This is a genomic window from Streptomyces sp. NPDC005805 (genome assembly GCF_040630445.1).
In the GTDB taxonomy this organism is placed as follows: Bacteria; Actinomycetota; Actinomycetes; order Streptomycetales; family Streptomycetaceae; genus Streptomyces.
Window position 1 is genome coordinate 316,202 of the sequence record NZ_JBEXXN010000001.1, and the last position, 26,320, is coordinate 342,521.

26 protein-coding genes and 2 pseudogenes are annotated in these 26,320 nt (G+C 72.4%); 18 read left to right on the forward strand and 10 right to left on the reverse strand.

Features of this window, described 5'->3' with window-relative positions:
- Positions 1–14 precede the first annotated feature (14 nt).
- The 5 genes from ABZ457_RS01435 (at position 15) to ABZ457_RS01455 (ending at position 7,724) form a co-directional block, all read left to right on the forward strand.
- Positions 15–1,736 (forward strand): HAMP domain-containing sensor histidine kinase, encoded by a 1,722-nt coding sequence (locus ABZ457_RS01435; protein ID WP_359152698.1) that lies wholly within the window; start codon positions 15–17, stop codon positions 1,734–1,736.
- Positions 1,696–3,060, forward strand: coding sequence for a dolichyl-phosphate beta-glucosyltransferase (locus ABZ457_RS01440; protein ID WP_359152589.1), 1,365 nt, complete (start codon positions 1,696–1,698; stop codon positions 3,058–3,060). Before ABZ457_RS01435 ends, ABZ457_RS01440 begins: the two co-directional genes overlap by 41 nt.
- The gene (locus ABZ457_RS01445; RefSeq protein WP_359152591.1) at positions 3,057–5,204 is read left to right on the forward strand and encodes a glycosyltransferase family 39 protein; all 2,148 of its coding nucleotides are present in this window, start codon (positions 3,057–3,059) and stop codon (positions 5,202–5,204) included. Before ABZ457_RS01440 ends, ABZ457_RS01445 begins: the two co-directional genes overlap by 4 nt.
- A gap of 78 nt (positions 5,205–5,282) precedes the next feature.
- Entirely contained in the window at positions 5,283–6,845 is a 1,563-nt protein-coding gene (locus ABZ457_RS01450) for an MFS transporter (protein WP_359152593.1), read from the forward strand.
- A gap of 96 nt (positions 6,846–6,941) precedes the next feature.
- Positions 6,942–7,724: a TetR/AcrR family transcriptional regulator gene (locus ABZ457_RS01455; RefSeq protein ID WP_359152595.1), complete on the forward strand. Its 783-nt coding sequence runs from the start codon at positions 6,942–6,944 to the stop codon at positions 7,722–7,724.
- A 69-nt stretch (positions 7,725–7,793) separates the two neighbouring features.
- Here ABZ457_RS01455 and ABZ457_RS01460 read toward each other — a convergent pair whose 3' ends face one another.
- The 4 genes and pseudogenes from ABZ457_RS01460 to ABZ457_RS01475 form a co-directional block, all read right to left on the reverse strand.
- Complete coding sequence (locus ABZ457_RS01460) at positions 7,794–8,261, reverse strand: PPOX class F420-dependent oxidoreductase (RefSeq protein WP_359152597.1); 468 nt, start codon at positions 8,259–8,261, stop codon at positions 7,794–7,796.
- 68 nt (positions 8,262–8,329) lie between these two features.
- Positions 8,330–8,476: pseudogene (locus tag ABZ457_RS01465) on the reverse strand (YceI family protein); the annotation flags it as partial.
- Positions 8,477–8,664: 188 nt separating this feature from the next.
- Positions 8,665–10,239: pseudogene (locus ABZ457_RS01470) on the reverse strand (MDR family MFS transporter); the annotation flags it as partial.
- Positions 10,240–10,248: 9 nt separating this feature from the next.
- Positions 10,249–10,737 (reverse strand): MarR family winged helix-turn-helix transcriptional regulator, encoded by a 489-nt coding sequence (locus tag ABZ457_RS01475; RefSeq protein WP_359152599.1) that lies wholly within the window; start codon positions 10,735–10,737, stop codon positions 10,249–10,251.
- A 245-nt stretch (positions 10,738–10,982) separates the two neighbouring features.
- Here ABZ457_RS01475 and ABZ457_RS01480 point away from each other — a divergent pair, with 245 nt between their 5' ends.
- Positions 10,983–11,210, forward strand: coding sequence for a hypothetical protein (locus ABZ457_RS01480; RefSeq protein ID WP_359152601.1), 228 nt, complete (start codon positions 10,983–10,985; stop codon positions 11,208–11,210).
- Between the two features lie 71 nt (positions 11,211–11,281).
- Here the strand turns inward: ABZ457_RS01480 and ABZ457_RS01485 are convergent, their stop codons facing one another.
- The 6 genes from ABZ457_RS01485 to ABZ457_RS01510 all read right to left on the reverse strand — a co-directional run bounded on the left by ABZ457_RS01485 (position 11,282) and on the right by ABZ457_RS01510 (position 15,842).
- Positions 11,282–12,157, reverse strand: coding sequence for an RNA polymerase sigma factor SigF (locus ABZ457_RS01485; RefSeq protein WP_359152603.1), 876 nt, complete (start codon positions 12,155–12,157; stop codon positions 11,282–11,284).
- Positions 12,158–12,393: 236 nt separating this feature from the next.
- Positions 12,394–13,281: an RNA polymerase sigma factor SigF gene (locus tag ABZ457_RS01490; protein ID WP_359152605.1), complete on the reverse strand. Its 888-nt coding sequence runs from the start codon at positions 13,279–13,281 to the stop codon at positions 12,394–12,396.
- A gap of 243 nt (positions 13,282–13,524) precedes the next feature.
- Positions 13,525–13,818, reverse strand: coding sequence for a Dabb family protein (locus ABZ457_RS01495; protein ID WP_359152607.1), 294 nt, complete (start codon positions 13,816–13,818; stop codon positions 13,525–13,527).
- A gap of 31 nt (positions 13,819–13,849) precedes the next feature.
- A complete protein-coding gene (locus ABZ457_RS01500) occupies positions 13,850–14,014 on the reverse strand; it encodes a hypothetical protein (protein WP_018846210.1) in 165 nt (54 codons plus the stop codon).
- Between the two features lie 395 nt (positions 14,015–14,409).
- Positions 14,410–15,087 (reverse strand): AAA family ATPase, encoded by a 678-nt coding sequence (locus ABZ457_RS01505; RefSeq protein WP_359152609.1) that lies wholly within the window; start codon positions 15,085–15,087, stop codon positions 14,410–14,412.
- A complete protein-coding gene (locus ABZ457_RS01510; RefSeq protein ID WP_359152611.1) occupies positions 15,084–15,842 on the reverse strand; it encodes a GntR family transcriptional regulator in 759 nt (252 codons plus the stop codon). Before ABZ457_RS01510 ends, ABZ457_RS01505 begins: the two co-directional genes overlap by 4 nt.
- Positions 15,843–16,330: 488 nt before the next feature.
- Here ABZ457_RS01510 and ABZ457_RS01515 point away from each other — a divergent pair, with 488 nt between their 5' ends.
- The 12 genes from ABZ457_RS01515 to ABZ457_RS01570 all read left to right on the forward strand — a co-directional run bounded on the left by ABZ457_RS01515 (position 16,331) and on the right by ABZ457_RS01570 (position 26,316).
- Entirely contained in the window at positions 16,331–16,600 is a 270-nt protein-coding gene (locus tag ABZ457_RS01515) for a DUF6284 family protein (RefSeq protein ID WP_359152613.1), read from the forward strand.
- A complete protein-coding gene (locus ABZ457_RS01520; RefSeq protein ID WP_359152615.1) occupies positions 16,597–17,130 on the forward strand; it encodes a hypothetical protein in 534 nt (177 codons plus the stop codon). The genes ABZ457_RS01515 and ABZ457_RS01520 overlap by 4 nt, the downstream gene beginning before the upstream one ends.
- Positions 17,127–18,137: a DUF2637 domain-containing protein gene (locus tag ABZ457_RS01525; RefSeq protein ID WP_359152617.1), complete on the forward strand. Its 1,011-nt coding sequence runs from the start codon at positions 17,127–17,129 to the stop codon at positions 18,135–18,137. The genes ABZ457_RS01520 and ABZ457_RS01525 overlap by 4 nt, the downstream gene beginning before the upstream one ends.
- Positions 18,137–18,508: an RRQRL motif-containing zinc-binding protein gene (locus ABZ457_RS01530; RefSeq protein WP_359152619.1), complete on the forward strand. Its 372-nt coding sequence runs from the start codon at positions 18,137–18,139 to the stop codon at positions 18,506–18,508. The genes ABZ457_RS01525 and ABZ457_RS01530 overlap by 1 nt, the downstream gene beginning before the upstream one ends.
- A complete protein-coding gene (locus ABZ457_RS01535; protein WP_359152621.1) occupies positions 18,478–18,843 on the forward strand; it encodes a DUF6251 family protein in 366 nt (121 codons plus the stop codon). The genes ABZ457_RS01530 and ABZ457_RS01535 overlap by 31 nt, the downstream gene beginning before the upstream one ends.
- Before the next feature lie 263 nt (positions 18,844–19,106).
- A complete protein-coding gene (locus ABZ457_RS01540; RefSeq protein WP_359152623.1) occupies positions 19,107–20,894 on the forward strand; it encodes a MarR family transcriptional regulator in 1,788 nt (595 codons plus the stop codon).
- Between the two features lie 95 nt (positions 20,895–20,989).
- A complete protein-coding gene (locus ABZ457_RS01545) occupies positions 20,990–22,090 on the forward strand; it encodes a DNA cytosine methyltransferase (protein ID WP_359152625.1) in 1,101 nt (366 codons plus the stop codon).
- Positions 22,087–22,995, forward strand: coding sequence for a bifunctional DNA primase/polymerase (locus tag ABZ457_RS01550; RefSeq protein ID WP_359152627.1), 909 nt, complete (start codon positions 22,087–22,089; stop codon positions 22,993–22,995). The genes ABZ457_RS01545 and ABZ457_RS01550 overlap by 4 nt, the downstream gene beginning before the upstream one ends.
- Positions 22,996–23,081: 86 nt before the next feature.
- Positions 23,082–23,411, forward strand: coding sequence for a hypothetical protein (locus tag ABZ457_RS01555; RefSeq protein ID WP_359152629.1), 330 nt, complete (start codon positions 23,082–23,084; stop codon positions 23,409–23,411).
- Positions 23,408–24,550 (forward strand): DUF3631 domain-containing protein, encoded by a 1,143-nt coding sequence (locus ABZ457_RS01560; protein WP_359152631.1) that lies wholly within the window; start codon positions 23,408–23,410, stop codon positions 24,548–24,550. Before ABZ457_RS01555 ends, ABZ457_RS01560 begins: the two co-directional genes overlap by 4 nt.
- Before the next feature lie 179 nt (positions 24,551–24,729).
- Positions 24,730–24,963, forward strand: a complete 234-nt coding sequence (locus ABZ457_RS01565) for a helix-turn-helix domain-containing protein (RefSeq protein WP_359152633.1) — start codon at positions 24,730–24,732, stop codon at positions 24,961–24,963.
- Positions 24,964–25,038: 75 nt separating this feature from the next.
- The gene (locus ABZ457_RS01570; protein WP_359152635.1) at positions 25,039–26,316 is read left to right on the forward strand and encodes a tyrosine-type recombinase/integrase; all 1,278 of its coding nucleotides are present in this window, start codon (positions 25,039–25,041) and stop codon (positions 26,314–26,316) included.
- Positions 26,317–26,320: the final 4 nt, after the last annotated feature.

Genomic DNA, 26,320 nt, shown 5'->3' on the forward strand with positions numbered 1-26,320 from the left:
GGTCGGTGAAGCCGGTGACCGGGCAGGCGGCAGGGCGCTCCGGGGCCGGTCTCCGGCCGCGGCGCGGGCGTCGGCCGTGGTCGCTGCGCACCCGGCTGGTGGTCTCCGCGGTGCTGCTGATCGCCGTCGTGGGCACGGTGATCGGCGCGGTGACCACGATCGCCTTCCGCACGTATCTCTACGGGCAGCTCGACGACCAGCTCGGCGCGGTCGCGGCGCGGGCCGCCGGGCCGCCCGGGCCTGCGGGCCAGGAGCCGCCCCCGGGCGGCGGGCTGCGCGGCGGCCCGCTGGGCTTCGTCACGGGCGGCGGCGCGCCCGTCGGCACGGTGGGCGCGGTGGTGGACGAGGACGGCCGGGTCGGCGAGGCGGTGGCCAGCACCCAGGAAGAGCCCTCCGGCCCGGCCCCGACCGAGACCCGGCTGACCGCGGCCCAGCGCGCGGCCCTCGCCTCCGTCCCGCGCGACGGCCGCCCGCACACCGTCGACCTCCCGGGCCGCGGCGACCACCGGGTGGAGTACGCGGACGGCGCGCGCGGCGTGTACCTCGTCGGCGTCCCCACGAGCGATGTCCGGGACGCGCTCGGGACCCTGGTCCTGGTCGAGGTGTGCGTCACCGGGGCGGGCCTGCTGGCTGCCGGGATCGCGGGCGCGTCGACGGTGGGGGTGGCGCTGCGCCCGCTGCGCCGGGTCGCGGCGACGGCCCGCCGGGTCTCCGAACTGCCGCTGCACAGCGGGGAGGTGGCGCTGCACGAACGGGTGCCGGACGCGGAGGCGGACCCCCGCACCGAGGTCGGTCAGGTCGGCGCGGCCCTCAACACGCTGCTGGGGCACGTCGGTTCGGCGCTGGCCGCACGTCAGGAGAGCGAGACGCGGGTCCGCCGGTTCGTCGCGGACGCCGGCCATGAGCTGCGCACGCCGCTGGCCTCGATCCGGGGGTACGCGGAGCTGACGCGGCGGGGAGCCGACCGGGACGCCACCGACCCGGTCGCCCGGCACGCGCTGGGCCGGATCGAGGCCGAGGCGACGCGGATGACGGGCCTGGTGGAGGATCTGCTGCTGCTCGCCCGCCTGGACGCCGGGCGTCCGGTCGCGGCGCGGGCGACCGAGTTGCCGTCGCTGGTGGTGGACGCGGTGTCCGACGCGCGGGCGGCCGGGCCGGACCACCGCTGGCGGCTCGATCTGCCGGTGGCACCGGCGACGGTGCACGGGGACCCGGAACGGCTGCACCAGGTGCTGGTCAACCTGCTGGCCAACGCCCGGACGCACACCCCGCCCGGCACGACGGTCACGGCCCGGGTCCGCACCGGGCCGGACCCGGACCCGGGCGCGGGGACCGTCGGCCGGGTGGTGCTGGAGGTCGAGGACGACGGGCCGGGCATCCCGGCCGAGCTGCTGCCGCATGTCTTCGAGCGCTTCGCCCGCGGCGACGCCTCGCGCTCGCGGAAGGCGGGCAGCACGGGGCTCGGCCTGGCGATCGTGCGGGCGGTGGTGGACGCGCACGGCGGGCGGGTGGCGGTCGACTCGGTGCCGGGGCGCACGGTCTTCACGGTCACGCTGCCCGCGGCGGACCCGGTCGGTCAAGGCCCGGTCAGGGCGGGCCCGGTGGCCGCCGCCGGGGACGCGGCGGCCCCGGCTCACAGCCCCGCCACAGCCTCGGCACACGGTCGTGACAGCCGCCCGCCCGAGGGTCTCCCGTATGCGAACCGACATCCCCCTGGGGGCCCTTCCGGCCCGTGAGCATCTGCGCGCGGGTGCCGCCGGTCCCCCTGTACTCGACGTCGTGGTCCCGGTGTTCAACGAGGAGACCGACCTCGAACCCTGTGTGCGACGCCTCCACGAGCACCTCGCGCGGACCTTCCCGTACGGCTTCCGGATCACCGTCGCCGACAACGCCAGCACCGACCGCACCCCGGAGGTCGCGGCCCGCCTGCGGGCGACCGTGCCCGGGGTGCGGGTGGTGCGGCTGGCGGAGAAGGGGCGCGGGCGGGCGCTGCGCGCGGTGTGGTCCGCGTCCGACGCGCCCGTGCTCGCCTATATGGACGTGGACCTGTCCACCGACCTCAACGCGCTGCTGCCGCTGGTCGCGCCGCTGATCTCGGGCCACTCGGACCTGGCGATCGGGTCCCGGCTGGCCCGCTCCTCGCGCGTGGTCCGGGGCCCGAAGCGGGAGTTCGTCTCGCGGGCGTACAACCTGATCCTGCGCGGCTCCCTCGCCGCCCGGTTCTCCGACGCGCAGTGCGGGTTCAAGGCGATCCGCGCCGATGTGGCCGCGCGGCTGCTGCCGCTGGTCGAGGACACCGGCTGGTTCTTCGACACCGAGCTGCTGGTGCTCGCGGAACGGGCCGGGCTGCGGATCCACGAGGTGCCCGTCGACTGGATCGACGACCCGGAGTCCAGCGTCCACCTGGTGCGCACCGCGGTGGAGGACCTCAAGGGGGTCTGGCGGGTGGGCCGCGCGCTCGCGGCCGGGGCGCTGCCGCTGGACCGGCTGGCCCGCCCGTTCGGCGACGATCCGCGCGACCGGGCCCTGCCGGGCGTGCCGCGGGGGCTGGCCCGGCAGGTGCTCGGATTCTGCGTGGTCGGCGCCTTCTCGACGCTGCTGTATCTGCTGCTGTACTCGGCCTTCCGGGCCGGTACGGGGGCGCAGACGGCGAACGCGGCCGCGCTGCTGCTCTCGGCGCTCGCCAATACGGCGGCGAACCGGAGGCTCACCTTCGGGGTGCGCGGCCGGCGCCGCGTCGTGCGCCACCAGGCCCAGGGGCTGGTGGTGTTCGGGGTGGGGCTCGCCCTGACCAGCGGTTCGCTCGCGGCGCTGGACGCGGCGAGCGGCGGCCGCCCGTCGCACGGCACCGAACTCGCGGTCCTGGTCGCGGCGAACCTGGCGGCGACGGTGGTGCGCTTCCTGCTGCTGCGCGGCTGGGTCTTCGGGGCCGCCACCCAGAACCGGACCGCCGTCCAGGACCGGGCCGCCGCACCGGACCCGGCCACCACGCCCCCGGACCCGGCCACGCCCGGCGCGTACGACCGGCCCGCCCGGGTCACCGAGAGGAGCGCCCGATGAGCGCGACCGCCGACCCCACCGCGCCGGGGCCCGACCCGGTGACGCACCACGCCCGCCCCGGGCGCCCCACCCGTCTCGCCCGGCTGACACGCGGCCGCCCCGAGGACCCCCGCTGGGCGCGCCCCGCCCTGCTCGCGCTCCTCGCCGCGACCGCCGCCCTCTACCTCTGGAACCTCGACGCCTCCGGCTACGCCAACTCCTTCTACTCCGCGGCCGTCCAGGCGGGCAGCGAGAGCTGGCAGGCGTTCTTCTTCGGTTCCTCCGACGCGGCGAACTCCATCACCGTCGACAAGCCCCCGGCCGCGCTCTGGCCGATGGCCCTGTCCGTGCGGCTCTTCGGCCTCGGCTCCTGGCAGATCCTGGTGCCCGAGGTGCTGATGGGCGTCGCCACGGTCGGTGTGCTCTACGCGGCGGTGCGCCGACGCTTCTCCCCGGCCGCCGGTCTGCTCGCGGGCGCGGTGCTCGCGCTGACGCCGGTCGCCGCGCTGATGTTCCGGTTCAACAACCCGGACGCGCTGCTCGCCCTGCTGACGACCACCGCCGTGTACTGCGTGCTCCGGGCGCTGGAGCGGGCGCGGACGGGGTGGCTGGTGGCGGCGGGCGCCGCGATCGGTCTGGCCTTCCTCACCAAGACCCTTCAGGCGTTCCTGATCCTGCCGCCGCTCGCGCTGGTGTACGCGGTGTGCGCCCCGGCCCGGCTGCCGCGCCGGATCGGCCAACTGGCTCTCGCCGGGCTGGCCCTGGTGGTCACGGGCGGCTGGTGGGTGGCGGTCGTGGAGCTGTGGCCGGCCGCGTCCCGGCCGTACATCGGCGGCTCACAGAACAACAGCTTCCTGGAGCTGACCTTCGGCTACAACGGGCTCGGCCGGATCAACGGCGAGGAGACCGGCAGCGTCGGCGGCGGCCCTGGAGGCGGCGGTCCCGGTGGCGGAGGCGGACAGGGCGGCGGCTGGGGCGAGACCGGCCTCGACCGGCTCTTCGCCGGGAGCATCGGCGGCCAGATCGCCTGGCTGCTGCCCGCCGCGCTGGTCCTGCTGGCGGTGGGGCTGGTGCTCACCCGGCGGGCGGCGCGCACGGACACGGCCCGGGCCGCGTTCCTGGTGTGGGGCGGCTCCCTGCTGGTCACGGCCGGGATCTTCAGCTTCATGGCGGGGATCTTCCACGAGTACTACACGGTGGCGCTCGCGCCCTGCATCGCCGCCCTCACCGGTATGGGCGCGACGATGCTCTGGGAGGAGCGGGGGCGGACGCTCTGGTCGGTGGTCCTCGCGGGGACGGTCGCGCTGACGGCCTGGTGGGCGTACGTCCTCCTCGGGCGCGGCGCGGACTATCTGCCCTGGCTGCGCCTCGCCGTCCTGGCGGGCGGGCTGGTGGCCGCGCTGGGGCTGCTGCTCGCGGGGCGGGCGGGGCGTCCGGTGGCGCTCGCGGCGGCCGGGCTGGGGCTCGCGGCCTCGCTGGCGGGCCCGGCCGCGTACACCCTCACGACGTTGGGCGAGGGGCACTCGGGCTCCATCGTGACGGCGGGCCCGGCGGTGTCCGGCGGGCGCGGCGGGCCGGGCGGCGGCCCCGGGGTCATGGGTGGCCACGACGGCGGGGTGCGACCCCCGGGCCAGGGCGGCCAGGGGCAGCCCCCCGGCGCACCTCCCGGCGGCGACGGAACCGGAACCGGCCGGAGCCAGGGCCAGCGCCAGGCCCCGCCCGCCACCGCCCCCACCGGCGAACGCGGCGGCCCCGGCGGGGGACAGGGCGGCCAGGGCGGCGGCATCGGCGGCCTGCTCAACGGCGCGGACGTCTCCGACAGCACCGCGGCCCGCCTCTCCGAGGACGCCGACGACTTCACCTGGGTCGCGGCCGCGGTCGGCTCCCAGAACGCGGCCGGCTACCAACTGGCCACCGAGCGGCCCGTGATGGCGATCGGCGGCTTCAACGGCAGCGACCCTTCTCCCACCCTCGCCCGGTTCAAGCAGTACGTCGCCGACGGCGAGATCCACTGGTTCATCGCTGGCGGCGGCACGGGTGGCGGTACCCAGGGCCCGGGCGGCGGCGGCACCTCCGCCCGGATCTCCGCCTGGGTCCAGGAGACGTTCACCGAGGTCACCATCGACGGCACCACCTTCTACGACCTCACCCGCCCCGCCTCCTGAACGCCGAGCTGTACAGCGTAAGAGAGCCCTTGTGCGGTGTAGAAGACATTTCTTCTACACCGTACAAGGAGCCCGCCGATGACGGCGACGCCCGCCGAGAACCGCATCTCCCCCACCGGTCACTCCCAGCGCTGGCTGATCCTCGGCGTCATCTGCCTCGCCCAGCTCGTCGTGCTGCTGGACAACACCGTCCTGTCCGTCGCCATCCCCTCCCTCACCCGGGAGCTCGACGCCTCCACCGCCGACATCCAGTGGATGATCAACGCCTATGCGCTCGTCCAGTCGGGCCTGCTGCTCACCGCGGGCAACGCGGCCGACCGCTACGGGCGCAAGAAGATGCTGGTCGCCGGCCTCGCGCTGTTCGGCATCGGCTCGCTCGCGGCCGGACTGGCGCAGACCTCCGGCCAGTTGATCGCCGCCCGCGCCGGGATGGGCGTCGGCGGCGCGCTGCTGATGACCACGACCCTCGCCGTGGTGGTGCTGATCTTCGACGACACCGAGCGGGTCAAGGCGATCGGCATCTGGTCGACCGTCAACTCCCTCGGCTTCGCCTCCGGTCCGCTGCTCGGCGGGTTCATGCTGGAGCACTTCTGGTGGGGCGCGATCTTCCTGATCAACATCCCCGTGGTGGCGCTCGGCCTCTTCGCCGTCGTGGCGCTGGTCCCCGAGACCAGGAACCCCCAGGGCGAGCGTCCCGACCTGCTGGGCGCGCTGCTCTCCACGATCGGTATGACCTCCGCCGTCTTCGCGATCATCTCCGGCCCGGAGCACGGCTGGACGTCCGGGCGGGTGCTCGGCTCCGCCGCGCTCGGGGTCCTGGTCCTCGGGCTCTTCGTCCTCTGGGAGCTGCGCGTCCCGTACCCGATGCTGGACATGCACTTCTTCCGCAACCAGCGCTTCGTCGGCGCGGTGGCGGGCGTGATCCTGGTGGCCTTCGGCATGGCCGGGTCGCTCTTCCTGCTGACCCAGCACCTCCAGTTCGTGCTGGGCTACGCGCCCCTGGACGCCGGTCTGCGCACGGCCCCGCTGGCCCTCACCGTCGTCGCGATCAACCTCACCGGTCTCGGGGCGCGGTTTGTGACGAAGGCCGGCACCCCGCTCGCCATCGCCACCGGCATGACCCTGGTCGCCGCCGGTCTCACCGCCATCGCGGTCCTCGGCCGGGACGGCTACGCGGGCATGTTCGCCGGGCTCGTGGTGATGGGCGCGGGCGTGGCCCTGTCGATGCCCGCGATGGCGAACGCGATCATGAGCGCGATCCCGCCGGAGAAGGCGGGCGTGGGCGCCGGGATCAACGGCACCCTGGCCGAGTTCGGCAACGGTCTCGGCGTCGCGGTCCTCGGCGCGGTCCTCAACTCCCGGTTCGCCGCCCTGGCCCCGGCCGTCGTGGGTGCCGCCTCGCTGCCCGCCGCCCTCGCGGCGGCCGACGGGCCGGGTGAACGGGCCCGGATCGCGGACGCCTTCGCCGACGGCCTGGCGACCAGCCAGCTCGTGGGCGCGGCGGCCGTCCTCGCGGGCGGCCTGCTGGCGGCCGTTCTGCTGCACCGGGCCGGCCGCGCCGACCCGGCCGCCGTCGCCACCCAGGCCGGCCCGCCGGCGAAGGCGGCCGCCACTACGCCGCCGGCGCCCCCGGCGGAATAGCATCGGCCCGGACGGGCCCGCCCCACCACACCGGCCCCGCCCCGGCAGTTACCCGAAGGACCCCCGCAGGACCGTGAGCAACGAGGAGGATGCGGGATGGCACGATCCGCCGACCGTGCGTCGGGCCCCGTCAAGACCAGCGTGTGGCTCGACGACAAGGCGGAGCGCGGGCGCAGGTCCGGCCAGCCCGACGGCCTCGACCGCGAGAAGATCATCGAGGCGGCGGTACGGCTGCTGGACGCGGAGGGCGCGGCCCGGTTCTCCATGCGCAAGCTGGCGACCGAGCTGAACGTCACCGCGATGTCCCTGTACTGGTACGTCGACACCAAGGACGACCTGCTGGAACTCGCCCTGGACTCGGTCTTCGGCACCTTCCCGCTGCCCGTGGACGAGGTCATGGCCGACCCCGCCCCCGACTGGCGGGAGCGGCTGCGCGCCCTGGCCACCGCCTACCGCGGGCTGCTGGTGCGGCACCCCTGGGTCTCGGGGCTCATCGGCACGTACCTCAACATCGGGCCGCACTCGATGGCCTTCTCGCACGCCGTGCAGGACGTCATGCGCAGCACGGGTCTGCCCCTCCAGGGGCAGATGGGCGGGGTCTCCGCGGTCTTCCAGTTCGTCTACGGCTTCGGCACGATCGAGGGCCACTTCGTGCAGCGCTGCCAGGCGGCCGGGCTCAGCCAGGACGCCTACTTCCGGCGGGCGATGGGCAGCATCGGCGAACGGCCCGACTTCGCCGAGTCCTTCGGGTACGCCACGGAGATCATGGAGGCGCGCGCGGGCCAGACGGTGGAGGAGATGCGGGAGCGGGACTTCGGCTTCGCGCTGGATCTGCTGGTGGCGGGGATCGAGGCGATGGTGGCGCGCGCCCGGGGCTGAGCGGCACCGGGCCGCTCGGTCCGGAGCTGACGCTCCCGGGGCTGAGCCGCCCCGCTCCCCCCGCGAGGTTCAGTCCTGGGCGAGCCGGGCCGGGAAGCCGCCGGTGGCGATGGGACCCCACCGCACCGGGGTGATCCGGATGATCGACTTCCCCTGCTCGGCCATGGCCGCCCGGTACTCGTCCCAGTCCGGGTGCTCGCCCGAGATGACACGGAAGTACTCGACGAGCGGCTCCACCGACTCCGGCGCGTCGATCACCTCGGCCGTGCCGTCGATCTGCACCCACGGGCCGTTCCAGTCGTCCGAGAGGACGACCACGCCGACCCGCTCGTCCCGCTTGGCGTTCCGTGTCTTCGCGCGCTCCGGGTACGTCGAGATCACGATCCGCCCCGAGCCGTCGACCCCGCAGGTCAGCGGGGACGCCTGCGGGGAGCCGTCGGACCGCCGGGTGATCAGGAGCGCCCGGTGCCGGGGCCGTACGAAGTCGAGCAACTGGTCCCGTTCCACCGTGGTGTTGGTGGCGATGCTGCGTGCCATGGGCGGCACCCTACGCCTCCCGGGCCGCCCGGCCCGGGACCCCGCGCGCCGCGCCCGGCCACGGCAGCCGCCCCCTGGACGGCCCGGATGCCCAGCTCCACCCGCAGCGTGGTGCCGATCGCGTCGATCCCCGCCCGCACCACCTGGTTGTACGTCATCGCGAAGCCCTCGCGCCGCAGTTCGGCGGTGGCCCGGAAGGCCGCCCGCGTCCCGCCCCGGAGTTGCCGGCACCCGGAACCTCCACCCGGTCCACCCCGGAAGCGGCAGCGGCAGCGGAAACCGAGTCCGAGTCCGAACCGGAACCCGAGCCGCCACCGGTCCCGTCACCGTCACCGTCACCCGCACCGGCACCGGCACCGGCACCGGCACCGGCACCGGCACCGGCACCCGCACCCGCGTCGTGCGTCTTCAGCGCGACCTCCTTGACGAACAGCGTCAGCACCAGCGCCACCAGCGCGAACGGCGCCGAGTACAGGAACACGTCGCCGATCCCGTGCCCGTACGCGTTCTCCATCACCAGGCGGACCGGCTCCGGCAGGGCGTCCAGGTCGGGGATGCCCCCGCCGCCGGTGCCGCCGTGCCCGAGGGCCGCCGCGTCCGGGCCCAGCTTGCTGAGCCCGTCCTTGACGTAGTCGGTGACCTTGGTGCCCAGGATCGCGCCGAGCGCCGAGACGCCCATCGCGCCGCCCAGGGAGCGGAAGAAGGTGACGACGGAGCTGGCCGCGCCGAGGTCCTGCGGCGGGACCTGGTTCTGCGTGCAGAGCACCAGGTTCTGCATCATCATGCCGATGCCGAGCCCCATGACCGCCATGTAGACGGCCACGTGCCAGTACGCCGTGTCGTAGCGGATGGTCCCGAGCAGCCCCAGCCCCGCCGTGACGAGCACACCACCGCTGACCAGCCACGCCTTCCAGCGCCCGGTACGCGTGATGACCTGGCCCGAGACGGTCGAGGACACGAAGAGGCCCGCGATCATCGGGATGGTCAGCACGCCGGACATGGTCGGCGACTCACCGCGCGCCAGCTGGAAGTACTGGCTGAAGAAGACGGTCCCGGCGAACATCGCGACGCCGACGAAGAGGGAGGCGAGCGAGGCGAGGGTGATGGTCCGGTTGCGGAACAGCCGCAGCGGGATGATCGGGTCGCTCGCCCGGGACTCGACGAGGACGAAGAGCAGGCCGAGCAGCACCGAGCCGCCGACCATCGTCCCGGTCTGCCAGGACAGCCAGTCGTACTTGTCGCCCGCGAAGGTCACCCAGACCAGCAGCAGCGAGACGGCGGCGCTGATCAGGAGGGCGCCCGACCAGTCGACCTTGACCTGCCGCTTCACCACCGGCAGCTTCAGGGTCTTCTGGAGCACGATCAGGGCGATGACGGCGAACGGCACGCCCACGTAGAAGCACCAGCGCCAGCCGAGCCAGCTGGTGTCGGTGATGACACCGCCGAGCAGCGGACCGCCGACGGTCGCGACCGCGAAGGTGGCGCCGAGGTAGCCGCTGTAACGGCCCCGCTCCCGCGGGGAGATCATCGCGGCCATCACGATCTGCGCGAGGGCGGAGAGCCCGCCGACGCCGATGCCCTGGACGACCCGGCAGGCGATGAGCATGCCGGAGCTCTGCGAGAGACCGGCGACGACCGACCCCAGGACATAGATCAGCAGGGCTATCTGGACCAGCAGCTTCTTGGAGAAGAGGTCCGCGAGCTTGCCCCACAGGGGAGTGGTCGCGGTCATCGCCAGCAGCGAGGCCGTCACCACCCAGGTGTAGGCGCTCTGTCCGCCGCCGAGGTCGCCGATGATCTCGGGCAGGGCGTTGGACACGATCGTCGAGGAGAGGATCGCGACGAACATGCCGAGCAGCAGCCCGGACAGCGCCTCCATGATCTGCCGGTGGGTCATCGGCGCGCCGGCCTCGGGAGCGGGGGCTCCCGCGTGCCTGGCGTGGCCGGCCCGCACACCGGACGGTGTGGTCGTAGCCATGGGCTTCCTTTACGTGTACGTGGTCTGTGCGGGTGGTGCGGGTGGTGCGGGTAGGTGGGTGGCGTGGGCACGGCAGCCCCCGAGCGACTCCCTCAGCCGGGCCAGCAGCGCGTTGAGCTGTCCGACCTCCTCGTCGGACCAGTCCCCGAGGTGGTGGGCGAACAGGTCCGCGCTGCGACGGCCGAGGTCGTCGAGGAGGGCCTCGCCCGCGGGGGTGAGCCGGAGGATGCGGGAGCGCCGGTCGTCCGGGTCGGGCCGCCGCTCCAGCCAGCCGCGGTCCACGACGTGGGCCACATGCCGGCTGGTCACCGACATGTCGACGGCGAGCAGCTCGGCGAGGCGGCCGAGCCGCATCTCGCCGTACCGGCCGACCAGGGAGAGGACGGCGGCCGATCCGGGCGGGCACTCGGCGGGCAGGAGTCGCGCGAGGCTGCGCTTGACGGCTCCGACGGCGCTGATCTGCCGGGCCAGTTCCTCGTACTGACTCCGCTCGGCCACGGCGCGCCCCTCCCATAGCTTGTTGCTTAGGGCAACGATAGAAGCAGTTGGTTGCCGCAGGCAAACTAAAACGGCCTGGAACGGGTAAAGGAAGGCAAAAGGCTTTGCCTATGCGCAGTCATGCCGACGTCATGAGTGCGGACGGGCACGGAGCGTACGGCCCCGGGCCGCTGTGCCCGGTCCGCCCCGGGCGGGCCCGTGCCCGGGGTTGGGCGGCGGGGCGCCGTTCGCTAGGGTCCTGCCCCATGGCACACAACCCCCATGCTCCCCAAGGCCAGGGCCCCGAGGGCAACTACGACCCCGCGGGCAGCACGCAGATGTTCCGCGCGTTCGTCGACGAGGGCGCCCCGCAGGGCCGCGCCGCCACTCCGGCGGCCGGCCCCGCGTCCTCCGGCTCCCGCACGGGCCTGATCGTCGGCGTGATCGCCGCCGTGGTGATCCTCGGCGCGGTGGCCTGGCTGGCCCTCGGCTGACATGCCGCCGGGCGGCGGGCGCGGACCAGGTGTCCGTGCCCGCCGCCCGGCGTGCGCGCCTCAGGCGGACGTCAGTCCGCGATCAGCCCCTCGCGGAGCTGGGCGAGGGTGCGCGTCAGCAGACGCGAGACATGCATCTGGGAGATGCCCACCTCCTCGCCGATCTGGGACTGCGTCATGTTCGCGAAGAAGCGCAGCATGATGATCTGCCGCTCCCTGGGCGGGAGTTTGGCCAGCAGCGGCTTCAGCGACTCGCGGTACTCCACGCCCTCCAGGGCGCTGTCCTCGTACCCCAGCCGGTCGGCCAGGGAGCCCTCGCCGCCGTCGTCCTCGGGGGACGGGGAGTCCAGGGACGAGGCCGTGTAGGCGTTGCCCACCGCGAGGCCGTCGACCACGTCCTCCTCCGACACCCCCAGTACGGCGGCCAGTTCGGGGACGGTCGGCGAGCGGTCCAGCTTCTGCGAGAGCTCGTCGCTGGCCTTGGTGAGGGCGAGCCGCAGCTCCTGGAGCCGGCGCGGCACCCGCACCGACCACGAGGTGTCCCGGAAGAAGCGCTTGATCTCGCCCACGACCGTCGGCATCGCGAACGTCGGGAACTCCACGCCCCGTTCGCAGTCGAAGCGGTCGATCGCCTTGATCAGACCGATCGTGCCGACCTGGACGATGTCCTCCATCGGCTCGTTGCGGCTGCGGAAGCGGGCCGCCGCGTACCGCACGAGGGGGAGGTTCAACTCGATGAGGGTGTCGCGCACATAGGTGCGCTCCGGGCTGTCGTCGGCCGCGCCCTCGGCGTCCAGCGCGCGCAGCCGCAGGAACAGGGAACGGGAGAGGGTGCGGGTGTCGATGGCTTCCGGGGCGCCGGGCGCCGGGGACTCGGGTGCGGTGGCCGGCGCGGGAACGCCCGGCGCACGCGTGAGCACCTTCGAGCTGCCCTGTTCTGCGGACATGCCACCCCCTTGAGGTCGCGGACGGTCGCGGTGGCCGCGACCGACTGAGGAACGCAGCCTCCACCTGAATACCGGCGGTGGGGCCGCGGCAAACGCGCTTCCGGCAGAATGTCACATGTCGGCAACACGCTGTAGAGACATGTCGACAACCAGCGGGTGGAAATGCCCAGGAAACAGGGGGTTATGAGGCCCCTGGACGCCCCCCGGTTCACCCAGAAGTGGTGTACCCGTTCTGCTTACGCTTCGATCCTGTTTGCGGATCGCAGTCGCGCGAAACTGCGCGCCAGAAGTCTTGACACATGCATCTGCGAGACGCCGAGCTCCTGACTGATCTGAGACTGCGTCAAGTTGCTGTAGTAGCGCAGCATCAGGATCCGCTGCTCGCGCTCGGGCAGCTGGACGAGCAGATGCCGCACCAGGTCGCGGTGTTCGACGCCGGCGAGGGCCGGGTCCTCGTAGCCGAGCCGGTCGAGCAGGCCGGGCATGCCGTCGCCTTCCTGCGCCGCCTCCAGCGAGGTGGCGTGGTACGAGCGGCCGGCTTCGATGCAGGCGAGGACCTCGTCCTCGCCGATCTTCAGCCGCTCCGCGATCTCGGCCGTGGTCGGCGAACGCCCGTGAGCCGTCGTCAGGTCCTCGGTGGCGCCGTTGACCTGCACCCACAGCTCGTGCAGCCGGCGCGGGACGTGCACGGTGCGCACGTTGTCCCGGAAGTAGCGCTTGATCTCGCCGACGACGGTCGGCATCGCGAAGGTGGGGAACTGCACGCCCCGGTCCGGGTCGAAGCGGTCGATCGCGTTGATCAGACCGATGGTGCCGACCTGGACCACGTCCTCCATGGGCTCGTTGCGGCTGCGGAAGCGGGCGGCCGCGTACCGGACGAGGGGGAGGTTGGCCTCGATGAGGGCGGCGCGCACCCGGCTGTGCTCCGGGGTGCCGGGCTCCAGCGTCTTCAGCCGGGCGAAGAGCACCTGGGTCAGCGCCCGGGTGTCGGCGCCCCGGCTCTGCTGCCGGGTGGGGACGGTGGCGGTGGTGGCTGCGGCGCCTGCCGGGGGACCGCCGGGGGCGGGGGCCTCGTCCGTCCGCTCGTTCTGGGGCGGCACTTGAGGCGCAGTACTGGCAGGCACGTTCACGCCACCCCTTTGCGGTCGATTCAGGGTCGATTCAGTCAACTCATCCGTCGAAAGCGGTCATAGCATCACAAGACATGTCCACTGTGTGCAAGCACCCGATAACGCCGTGTTGACGCACGGTGTTGACGTGTGGTGCCCGGTCCGGAAGGGGCGCGGGACCGGCCGGGCGGCGGGAACGCGACGGGGAACGCGACGACCCCCCGCCGGATCCGGTGGGGGGTCGCGGGGCGCCGGGGCTCAGAACTCGTAGTCGGCGATCACCCAAGTGGCGAACTCGCGCCACTGCGCGGCCGCCGCCTGGTGGGCCGGGTGCTCGATGTAGCGCTTCAGCGCGTCGGCGTCGGCCACGGCCGAGTTGATGGCGAAGTCGTAGGCGATCGGCCGGTCGGTGATGTTCCAGGCGCACTCCCAGAACTCCAGCTCGGGCACGAGGCCGTCGAGTTCCCGGAACGCCCGCTCGCCGGCGAGGACCCGGGGCTCGTCCCGCGAGACGTCGTCGTTCAGCTTGAACAGGACCAGATGGCGGATCATGCGGCGCTCCCGGGGCGGGCTGGGCGGAGGGCTAGTTGACGAGTTCCGTCATGAACTGTCCGACGCCCTGAGCGGCGTCCGAAATGCCCTCGAACCCTACCTGGACCAGCTCGGCGGCCTTGTCGGGGGAGGTGATGATCGTGTACAGGACGAAGACGGTGACTATGTAGAGGGCGATCTTCTTCGCTTGAGCCATCGTCCGCTGTCTCCCCTGCTGCCCCTGCCCCGGTCCGTGCGTCGCGGAGTCTAGCCGAGCCCGTTGCGGCCGTTTCCGGCCAGGACCGGGGCAGTTGCCGGGGCCGGTCGCGGGTCGACGCGCCGGGCCAACGCGCAGGGCCCCGGTGCGATGCACCGGGGCCCTGCGACAAGAGCGGTAGCGGAGGGATTTGAACCCTCGGTGAGTTTCCCCACACTCGCTTTCGAGGTCTGTTCGTGCTGGTCAGGGGGTTGTTCAAGGTCGTTCAGGCCCGTTCGTTCCCGGTTCCTCGCGCGTCGTGTGAACGGCTCCGGACGGTGTCGAACGGGGTTGAATGAGACGGAAACTGAGACGGAGGGCGGCACGGCTGACCTGCGCGTCTACCTCTGAAAGGGTCAGCGGTCGGACCCTTCCACGGACGCGATCACGGCGGTGGGGTCACCCTCGTACAACACGTGCGGCTCATCTGCGGTGGGCGGTATGAACCGGCGGCGGTATCGCTGGAGGTCGCTCTCCGCGAAGTAGATCGAGTTCGGATCGTCAGCGTGGAATTCGTTGCGCTTGCTGATCCTCGCCCACAGTTCCTCATGGCTGGCGGCAAGGTAGACGAGGACGGGGACGGCCCCGGCGTCGGTGGCGATCGCCTGCCATTTGGCCCGATCTTCGGGAGTCCAAAAGCCGTGGTCGACGACGATATCGTGTCCGGCCATGAGGTGTTCCCGCAGTTCGACCGCCACGTCTTCCAAGACCGGCCGTTCAAGGGTGGGGAAGGTGCCCCGGGGGAAGTCGACCCCGTAGACACCGTGCCGGCGGTACATCTCCTCATCCGGGCACAGCCGTACGAATCCGCGATCCGTGAGGGTGCGGGACAGCGTGGTCTTGCCTGACCCGGGGAGCCCGGCCATCAGGACGCAGAACGGGGGGCGTGGGGACATCGGTCTCGTCATGGCTCGGGAGATGGTGGCCACCTCTGCTTCGGCTTCCGGCGTGATTGTGCCAGTCCGGCGGGCCGCAAGCAGTGCATCTAGTCGGTCTTCGAGCACGCTCACGAGCGTGTCGTCCGCGACTGTCACGGGGTGACCTCCGATTCTGTGCGCCATGTACGGCCCGGCCCTCCGAGGTCGACGCCGTACTCCACGATGTTGCCCTCGCTGTCGACGAACTTCGCGGTCATCACGACCACCGGCTCCGCAGGCGGGTTGTCAGGGTCCAGCTCCAAGAGCCGTGCGTACTCCGGCGTCAGTGTGCGGGCGGACGCCGTGTCGATGCGGTGGCTGATCGGGTGGCCGGTCGCCTGGGCGATGAGCTGAAGCGAGGTGCCCCCCGTCAGGCGCTCGCTCGCTGCTAGCTGCGGGATCAGCTTGCCGTACCGGGCGGGGATCCAAGAGGTGCTGTGAGCCACAATGCCGTGCCGGTCCCTGTACACCCGGCTACGCCGGACAACGTCCGAGCCGGGCTCGATGTCCAGTGCCTGTGCCACTTCGGCGGGCGCCGGCACCACGGCGGCTTGGTGCGAGTCGGATCGTTCGCCCGCCCCCCAGCTCGACCCGGTACGGCGCCCCCGGTCCTGTCGTTGGGCACCCGAAGACATCGGGGCCGGTCGGTCCAGCACTTCGGTGCCGATGCCGTGGATGCCGCGCACAAGCCCCTCATTGCGGAGCTTGCGAAGCGCCTTTTCGGCTGTCGCGGTGCTGACCTTCCACTCTTCCGACAGGTTCTTGATGCTCGGCAGGAGCGTCCCCGGCTGTAGCTCGCCGGACGAAATCAGCTCCATGTAGTGGGCGGCAATCTTCGCGTACGGGGCCCGATTGTCGGCCTGGCCTGCCATGTCGCTTGCTCCTTTTCGTCACTTCCCTGAGGTTCCCTAGCCTACCGCTTGACACCGCAGGGAACCCTAGGGAACCTTAGGGATGTGCCCGCCGGTCGGTTCGCCCGGCAAGCGGGTGCCGGACCTCAATGCGCCCTGATCCAGGGCTCATTCGGGGTCAAGGGGCCCGGGACAGAGCGGGCCGAGGGCGCACCCGACCCTGGTCATTCGGGAGGGCTTAGACCGAAAGGTCACGTCTCCATACGCCTACAACGGGGTCATGCCGCGCTACCTGGTACGGGCGCGGCACCCCTGAAGGAGACATGCACGTTGCCCCGGCATTCAGCCGCGAGGGCGCGAGATCGAATCTCGCCCGGGGCACTCCGGCCGCTTTACGTGGCCGTGCCGCGCGGCTCGCGCGGCTGATCACCGCAACGGCGCGCGCCCCCGGTGCTGGAACACCGGGGGCGCTGTTCGGGCCGTTTCACCGTCTAGGGAGACCACGACCCATGAACCACATCGTCACTGTTCAGGACGCTGTTACCGCGTTCGCCGACTTCATGGAGCCGACGGATGCGGAGCTGGACGCGATCGAGCAGGAGATGCCCGTGATCCTCGCGGGCGTCGACCTGGTCGACGCGCAGATCATCGCCCTCGACCATATGCCGAACGAGCTGGACGCCCGCCGCATCCGCCGGGCCCGCCGCCGCGTGCTGGCCGCCCGCCGGGAGCTGGCCAACCGCTCGGCCAGCGCGAGCCTGCCCGGGGGTGCCGCGTGATCCGCATCGTCACCCGGGCCCGTCTCGCGCGGCTTGAGGACGAGGCCCGCACCGCGAACGAGCAGGCCCAGCAGACCAACGGGGCCGCGAACGAGGCGTTCGGCCGGCACGTGCGGGAGCTGTACGCGGTCACGGACCGCGCGGAGCGAGCCGAGGCCGCCACGACCGAGGTGGGCGCCCTGCTGTCCGGGGCGTTGGCGGAGCTGTCCGCCGCGCAGCAGGAGCTGCTGCGCAAGGACATCGAAATCCGCCGGCTGCGCGAGGACCTGAGCCGTGGGCCGCGTGAGGGCGAGACGCTGACGGTGCTGCTGCACTACGGCGAGCCCCACACCATCTACGCCTCCCGCGAGGACGCCTACGCCGACACCGCCACCCACGGAGCCGACCCGGATGCGGTGTGGGTGCCCGCCGGTGAACGCCCGCCGTCCGCGTCCATGTGGCGGTGTGAGGCGTTCATCTACGACGCCGCCGGCAACGGGTTCCGCCGCGCGTACATGCCCGCCCCGAAGCCGATCGAGGAGGCGGCGTGAACAGTGTTCAGACCCGTTCAGCGGAGCGCGCTCTGTCCGGCGGCACGTGGCTGATCGTGTGCGGGGCGATGCTCTATTCCATCCTGACCGTGACGCCGCTCATGGCGAAGCACACGGCCGAGGCGTGGGACTGGACGGCGCCAATCCTGCCGCTCGTGGTGGACGCCGCCGTGGTCATCGTGGTCAAGCTCGATGACGTGCTGGCCCGCCTCGGCGGGCAGGGCGGACGCTGGCCCGTCGTGCTGCGGTGGATGACCGGGCTCATGACGCTCGCCCTCAACACCGCCGACTCCGCGCTGAAGAAAGACCTGGTCGGCGTGGCCGTCCACTCCGTGGCGCCGCTCCTGCTGATGGTCACCGCAGAGACCAGCCTTGCCTACCGGCGCGCCATCGCCGCCGCCGTAGCGGCGCAGGAGGAGCAGGAGCGGGCCGAGCGGGAGCGGCGCGAACAGGCGGCCCGCGAGCGTGCCGCACAGGCCCGTGCCGAGGCCCGGGAGGAACGTGAGCACGCCGCCATGCTCGCCCGTGAACAGCGTGAGCACGAAGCCTCGCTCGCCCGTGAGCAGGCTGAGCGGGAGGAGCGGCAGCGCCGTGAGGAGCGTGCCGCGCGGGAGCGTGCGGAGGCTGCCGAGCGGGCCGAGCGTGAACGCCGTGAACGCGAGCGTGAACAGCGTGAACAGGAGCGGCTCGCGCGTGAACAGCAGGCCCGGGAGCGGGCTGAGGTCGAGCGGCGCGAGCGGGCCGAGCAGGCGGAGCGTGAACGCCGTGAGCGCGAGGAGCGTGCGGCCCGTGAACGCGCCGCGCTGCTGAACCGGGGGCCGGCCGACGGGAAGCTTCCGGAGGATGAGGCGCGCCGGATCGTGGCCGCCGCGTTCGCGTCGGACATGTCGGTGCGGGCGGCTGCGGAGCTGTGCGGTTGGTCGGTCGGGTGGGTCTCCCACCGCTACGCCGAGCACCGCGACCCCGGCGCGGACCGCCGCGCTGATCTCGCGATTGCGGGTCAGTGATGGGTGCCCTGCCCGTCTACCGGTGGCGTCTCGCTCCCGAGGGCTACGCCACTCGCCGCCAGCTCCGCGCTGCCGGGCTTCGGCCCGGTGGTCAGGAGGTGGCCGCGCAGCTCGAACGGCCGCGCCGCCGGCGGGGGCCGCTGGTGGCCTACCTGTACCGCGTCGACCGTGCGAAGCCGGTGCGGCCGATGACCCCGGCCCGGTGGGCGGCTCTGGCCAAGGCCAACGCCGCCCGCCGCACCTGCCCCGAGTGCCGCCGCGACGCGGGATACGTCATCCCGCCGTCGCTCGGCACCTGCACGACCTGCGCTTTCCCCGACAACGCCCCGGAGGGTGCGTCATGGAACAGCTCCCCGCACACCGCCCGTTGACCGTCGTGCAGCTCCCCGACGGCAGCCACGTCTACGCCGACCCCACCGCCCTTCCCGCACAGCAGCCCACCGGACCGCAGGTGGTGCACGTCCACCAGGCGCCGCCGGACCGCACGGTGCAGCGCGTCGCGCTCGGCTCCGGTGTCGGTGCCGGTGCGGTCGCGGCCGGCGTCTACTTCGGCCCCTTGCTCGTCGGCGCCCTGACCGCCATCGCCGCGAACCTGGCGATCCTCGCGTTCATCGCGCTCGTGCTCGGTTGGTCCGTCGTCACCGTCGTCCGCTCCGTCGCGGACGGCGGCAAGAGCACCGGCCGACGCGGCCGAAGGAGCCGCTGAAGCAGCCCGAGGCCGTAGGCGGCTCGTAGGGCGTTCGAGGGGCCTTCCGGGTGGGGTTTGACCCCCGGAAGGCTGTTCGGCCGCCACGGGCCCCGTAGCGACGCAGGGTGACGGAAGTTTCCGTCCTCGCGCGCACACGCGTAGGGGCCGCCTCGAAAACCAGGAAACCGGAAACCTGCTCACTCCGCGTAACACGCGCGTGTGGTGACGGGCCGTCGCAGGGCCCGTCACCACCAACCCACCAACCCCGGAAATGAGGACTCGTGAGTCAGTCTCAAGTCTGGCGTACACATCGCCAGTACGCCGCCACTGCCGCCCGCTGGACCGCCGACCGGTGGCGCAAGGAAGCCGAACGCCGTTCCGCCCTGCGGGCCGAGCGCAAGCCGCTCGTCCGGGACGCCCGCCGTGCGCTGGCCACCGCCCGCGCCGTCGACCCCGAGGGCGTCACCTCCCTGCGCCACCGGGCCGAGCGCGAGCTGCGCACGGCCAAGCGGCGCGTCCCGGACCCGATGTGGCTGTTCGCCACCAAGACCACCGCCGCCCTCGGCACGGCCGGTTACGTGTGGCTGCCGCAGGTCTCCGCCCGCGTGTGGGTGTGGTCGGCCGTCGCCGTGGTCGCCGCCGTCACCGCCCTGTCCGTGTGGATCGCGGTGCGCGAGCGCGACACGACCGGACTCAAGCCCACCGCTGAAGAGTCGGCGCTGCTCAAGCGGCTTCAGCCGCAGCACTGGAAAGAGCACGCCGAACAGCGCGGCCTCGCCGGGACACTGACCGGCCGACCCCGGCTGACCGAGGCCGGGATCGTGTGCGCCGTCCGGCTCGACGGCACATGGACCGCAATCAAACTCCGCACGGCCGAGGACCACATCCGCGCGCTGCTCGGGGCCCGCACGAGCCTGCGCATGCAGGTCAAGGCGGGCAAGCAGGGCGGCTGGGCCGAACTGATCCTGCGCACCCGCAGCGCGGCCGACGGCGACGACCTGACCTGGACGCCCGAGCGGCGCTCGCTCGGCATCGACACCGTGACCGGCGAGCAGGTGACCGTGCCGCTCGGGGAACGGCTGCTCATCGCCGGCCGCTCCGGTGCGGGCAAGTCGGTGGCGTCCCGGCCGCTGCTCTACGACGCGTCCGAGGGCGCGACGAACGCGCTCGTCATCATCGACCTCAAGCGCGTGGAAGGCCGGTTGTGGGACCACCGGGCCCGCGTCGCCTCCACCCCGCACGAGGTCATCGACGTGACCGACGAGCTGGAGACGGAGATGCTGGACCGGCTCTCCATCCTGCCCAAGGGACAGGACACCTGGACCCCCACCGCCGACCGGCCCCGCATCACGGTCGTGGTCGACGAGGGCGCCGAAGTCATGACCGCCGCCGACGGCGTCCCCTACGAGGTCGAGACCGGCGAGGGGAAGACGCGCACGGTCAAGCGGTCCGCGCTGCCCGCGCTGGAGTCCATCGCCCGGATGGGGCGGGCGGCGTGCATCGACCTGTGGTGGATGACGCAGAAGCCCACCATCAACGACGGCATCCCCAAGCAGATCGCCCCACAGATCGGCGTCTCCATCTGCCTCGCCGTGCGCACCCCCGCCGAAGCCCGCGTCGTCCTCGGCGAGGACGCACAGGCCAAGGGATGGAACGCCGACGAGCTGCCCGTGCCCGGTGTGGCGCTGATCCGGGACGGCAAGCGCAAGCCCGACCCCGTCAAGGTCCGCTACATGGACAAGTCCGTGGTCATCGCCCTGCCCGACCGCACCCCGTGGTCCCGCAGCACGGCTCCCACGGTGGAAGCCGCGGGCGTCCCGACGCTCACCCTCGTCAAGGACACCGCGCCCGAGGCGGCACCCGCAACGGACGGCGCCGCCGCCCGCGTACTCAAGGCCATCGAGACCGCCGACGAACCGGTCCGACAGAAGGACCTGGTGACGCTCACGGGCCTGTCCAAGGGCGCCGTGTCCAAGGCCATCAAGGCGCTGACCACGAGCGGCACCGTCGTCCGCACCTCGGACGGCTTCCTGACCGTCACGCGCGGCGACGAGTCCGCCGCCGCCTGACCACCCGCACAACGACGGAGGCGGCCCCCTTCCGCCAAGAACCGGGGCCGCCGCCTTCCACCTGCCATCCAACGGACCTGTGGAGGTCTCCCAGCATGACGCAACCCACCACCATCCGGCGAGTGCCCGGTGCGCCGCCGACGATCGTCGCCCTGTGCGCCGGCTACGGCGGCTTGGAGGCCGCGATCCGTGCCCGCATCGGCGGCCAGGTCGCCGCGTTCGCCGAGAACGACCCGCACGCCGCGACCGTGTTCGCCCACCGGCACCCCGGGGTGCCCAATCTCGGGGATATCCGCGACGTCGACTGGGACCAGGTCCGGGACGTGTTCCGGCCGGACGTGATCGGCGCCGGTTTCCCCTGCCGCAACACCTCGAACGCTGGACGAAGGGACGGGATCAATGGGCAGTGGTCGCGGGTCTGGAAAAACGTCGCTGAGGCTGTGGGCGTCCTTCGACCGCGCCTCGTCTTCCTGGAAAACGTGGCGGCGCTCCGCTCGCGGGGGCTGGACGTCGTCGCCGCGGACCTGGCCGCGATCCGGTATGACCTCCGGTGGACATGCGTACGCGCTGGTGACCCCGAAACCGGCGCCCCGCACGAACGCGACCGCTGGTTCGCCCTTGCCCATCCCGCTGATGCCGACCCCCACCAGCTCGGACGGCACTGGCGGCCCCGGAACCTCGCCGAAGCGCAAGGGCGGAATGAACCTCCGCACAGCGGTGACCAAGCTCCCTGCGCCCCGGGAGTCGTGAGCCTGCTGCCCACACCGGCGGCCCGCGACTGGAAGTCCGGCGCGTCGAACCTGCTCGACCGCAACGCCCGGCCGCTCAACGAGGTGGCCGTGAACCTGCTCGCCGGCATTGACACCAGCACCGGGCCCGTGCCGCTCGACGAACGGTGGGTGGCGAGCGACGGCACCGACTTCGGGCCCGCGATCCGCCGCTGGGAGCGCATCACCGGCAGGCCGGCACCGTGCCCGACCGAACCGGGCATGCGCGGAAACCGGCGCCTGTCCCCGCTGTTCACCGAGTGGATGATGGGCCTGCCCGCCGGCTGGGTCACCGCCGTGCCCGGCATCCCCCGCAAGGAACAACTGAAGATCCTCGGCAACGGCGTCGTGCCCCGCCAAGCCCACCACGCCTACGGCTGGCTGCTCGGTGCCACCACGGCCAGGCCCGCGTTGGGGGTGGCGGCATGACCAGCGTCGCCACGGTGGATCTGGCGTGTCTGCCGCTGCTCGCGTCCGCGCTCACGGCGGCCGAACGCGGCTGGCCCGTCATCCCCCTGCACCCCGGCAGTAAGCGCCCGGCTGGACACGCCGAACGGGCCTGCCCCCGCACCGGCCGGTGCACGGGCGGGCACCGCACCCCCGAAGAGCGAGCGACCACCGACCCGGACCTGATCCACGCCGCGTGGGCCCACCGGCCCTACAACGTGGGGATCGCGACGGGCCCGGCGGGGTTGCTCGTCATTGACCTGGACCCGGTCAAGGCGGAAGAGCCGAAAGGAGCGCCTGACGGCGCCACTTCGTTGCAAGCGCTCTGCGAGCGCGCCGGACAGGTGCTCCCCGACACCTACCGGGTGCGGACCGCGCGCGGTGAACACCTCTACTTCACCGCCCCCACCGGGGCACGGTTGAAGTGCAGCGTTGACCGTCTCGGACCGCACATCGACACCCGCGCCTGGGGTGGCTACGTCGTCGCCCCCGGCAGCACCACCTCGGACGGCACATACGAGATCGCCTGTGACGCGCCTGTCGCGGAACTGCCGGGCTGGCTCGCCGAGCTGCTCACGCAGCCGGACCGGCCCGCCCCGGTGCCCGTGCGGGTCCATGACGGCACACGCGCCGCGCGGGTGGCGCTGGAACGCGAATGCGCGGTCATCGCCGCCGCGACCGACGGCGGGCGCAACAGCACCCTGCACAAGAGCGCCTGCAAGGTCGCACGGTTCGTCGCGTGGGGCGACCTCCCGCGCGATGTGGCGGAGCAGGCAATCCAGGGGGCGGGGGAGGCTACCGGCCTGCCGCCGGCCGAGTGCCGCACGACCATCCGTAGCGCACTGGATTGGGTCATCGCCCATGCCACCCCGAGGGAGGCGGCATGACGACCCCCACTCCCCCCGCCCTGGATTGCCCAACCCCGACCACCAACGGTCCGAAAGCCGCTCCACAGCCTGTGGACACGACGGGCGTGGGCGAGCCGACAGGCGCCGCCCGCAAGGGCGTCGTAACTGCTCTTCTCTCGAACCGGTCCCAGGTCCGGCCCGGGGGCGACCCGACCCCGGACGCGCCCGGTATCCGGATCTTCGCCCCGCCGGTCTACCGGCACCACTACGACGGCGCCCGCTGGTCGACTCGCCACGGCGCCTTGCCCAGTGCCGCCTACGCCTGCGCCTGCGGGCTGACCGGCACCGCCACCGGCCCGGCCGCCGTCGCCGCACTGGTCACCGAGTACGACGCCCACCGCTCCGCCTGCACCGGGGCGCCAGTCCCGCCGTGTGAAGGGAGGCACGCCGCATGACCGCCATCGACGGCGCCACGCTGCTCAACGAGGTGGAAGCCTTCCACCGCCGCTTCAACGTCTTCCCCCACGAGGCCGCGTTCGTCGCCGTGACACTGTGGGACGCGCACGCTCACCTGCTCGACTGCTTCGACTCCACCCCCCGTATCGCCTTCCTGTCCCCCGAACCGGGGTCCGGGAAGACGCGGGCACTGGAGATCGTGGAAACGCTCGTCCCGCAGCCCATGACCGCCGTCAACGCGTCCGCCGCCGCCCTGTTCCGCTCCGTGTCGGCAGGCAACGGCAAGCCCACCATCCTGTTCGACGAGATCGACACGGTCTTCGGGCCCAAAGCGGGAGACAACGAGGAACTGCGCGGCTTCCTCAACGCCGGCCACCGCCGCACCGGGGTCACCTACCGGTGCATCGGGGACGGCGGGCAGCAGACCGTGCAGGCGTTCCCCTCGTACTGCGCGGTCGCGGTTGCCGGTCTCGGCTCCCTGCCCGACACGATCATGAGCCGGGCTGTCGTCATCCGCATGCGCCGACGGGCCCGCAACGAGAAGGTGGAACCCTTCCGGGCCCGCGTCCACGAGGCCGAGGGGCACAAGCTCCGTGACCGGCTCGCCACCTGGGCAGAGCAGGCTCGCGCGTCCGTCGTGGGAGCGTGGCCCGACATGCCCGACGGGGTCACCGACCGGCCGGCGGACGTGTGGGAACCGCTGCTCGCGATCGCGGACGCCGCCGGTGGGGACTGGCCCGACCGGGCGCGCGAAGCCTGCGTCGCCCTGGTAACCGCGTCCAAGGTCAACGACAAAGGCAGCCTCGGAGTCAGGCTGCTGACCGACTTGCGCGACCACGTCATGGTCGGCATCGACCGGCTTCCCACGGTCGCGATCCTGGACCGGCTGAACGCTCTGGACGACGCTCCGTGGGCGGACCTGCACGGCAAGCCGCTCGACAACCGGCGCCTGGGTCGGATGCTCGCGGAGTACATGACGGCGGACAACGAGCCGATCGCCTCCCGCAACATCAAGACCGCCGGGAGCGTCCTCAAGGGCTACTACGCCGCCGATCTGTGGGACGCGTGGGCCCGCTACTGCCCCCCTCCCCCGGAAAGTCCGCTACCTCCGCTACCGGGCACCGAAAACATGGCCTGACCAGCAACAACACGGTAGCGGTAACCGGAGCCGGTTGCCGCTACCGCCCCGCTACCGATCCGCTACCGCTACCCCTTCCCGCTACCTCCAACAGGCCCCTGACCTGCGCGGTAGCGGCGGTAGCGGAAGTAGCGGCCCTCAGAGGGACCCCCGACGGACCGTCCTAGAGGAGACCTTCCATGAGCACCGCCGCCGTGGAGATCACACCCCCTGCTGAGGCCGGCGACCCGGCCCCCGTGCTCCTGACCGTCGAAGAGGCCGCGCGTTGCCTCCGCATCGGTCGCACCACCTGCTTTGCCCTCATCCGCACCGGAGAACTGGAGTCCCTGACCATCGGCGGACTACGGCGCGTCCCTGCCGACGCCCCGGCCGCCTACCTCGCCCGCCGCCGCGCCGAGCAGCGCGCCGCCTGATCCGTCCCGTACCCGGGCACCGCCTCATCGGGTGGTGCCCCGGCTGCTTTTACCTCAATTCGAAGGAGTCCGCCTGTGGCGGAGGACAAGAAGCGCACACGACAGCCGAACGGCCGCTCATCCATCTACCTGGGCAAAGACGGCAAGTGGCACGGCCGCGTGACCGTGGGCATCCGTGACGACGGCCGACCGGACCGCCGCCACGTCGAACGCAAGACCCGCGCCGAGGTGACGGCAGCGGTCCGTGAGCTGGAGAAGCAGCGTGACGGCGGGTCGGTGGGCAAGGCGGGGCGCGCCTGGACGGTCGAAGCGTGGCTGACCCACTGGGTCGAGACCATCGCCCCGCTCGCCGTCAACGAGAACACGATGGTCGGGTACGGCGTCGCCGTGCGGAAGCACCTGATCCCCGCGCTCGGGGCTCACCGTCTCGACAAGCTTGGGCCGGAGCACATCGAGCGCTTCTACGGACGCATGCAGGCGGACGGCCGACGGGCCGGCACGATTCACCAGATTCACCGCACCTTCCGCACTGCGCTCAATGAGGCGGTCCGGCGTGGCCACCTCACCCGCAATCCGGTGCAGCTTGCCAAGGCGCCCCGCGTCAGTGAGGAGGAGATCGAGCCGTTCACCGTCGAGGAGGTCAAGCGGCTCTTGCGGGCCGCCGATGACCGACGCAACTCCGCTCGCTGGGCTGTCGCCCTCGCCCTCGGTCTGCGACAGGGGGAGGCGCTGGGTCTCAAGTGGGCCGACGTGGACATGGAACGCGGTGTTCTGATGGTTCGCCGTAGCCGGCGCCGACCGCGATACGCCCACGGATGCGGCGCCACGTGCGGCCGAAAGGCCGGGTACTGCCCGCAGCGTCAACGCACCAACCCAGAGACGGCCGACACGAAATCCCGTGCGGGCCGACGGTCGGTCGGCCTGCCCGCACAGCTCGTTGACCTGCTCCGGGTTCACCGCGCGAAGCAGGACGCCGAACGTGCGGCAGCAGGGGAGAAGTGGACAGATGAGGGTTGGCTGTTTGCTACCCCGGACGGGCGCGGCACCCCGCCCCGCACCGACTACGACGACTGGAAGGCACTGCTGACCGACGCCAAGGTGAGGGACGGCCGGTTGCACGACGCCCGACACACCGCCGCTACGGTGCTGCTGATCCTCGGAGTCTCGGAACGGGCCGTCATGGGCCTCATGGGGTGGTCGACCACAGCGATGGCCGCTCGGTACCAACACATGGTGGACACCGTTCGGGTGGACGTAGCCCGACAGGTTGACGGGCTCATCTGGAAGCCGGACCGAGATGATCCCGATGACGGCCAAGACGGAGCTAATGGAGCGCTCACACCTGTCGGGTGAGCGA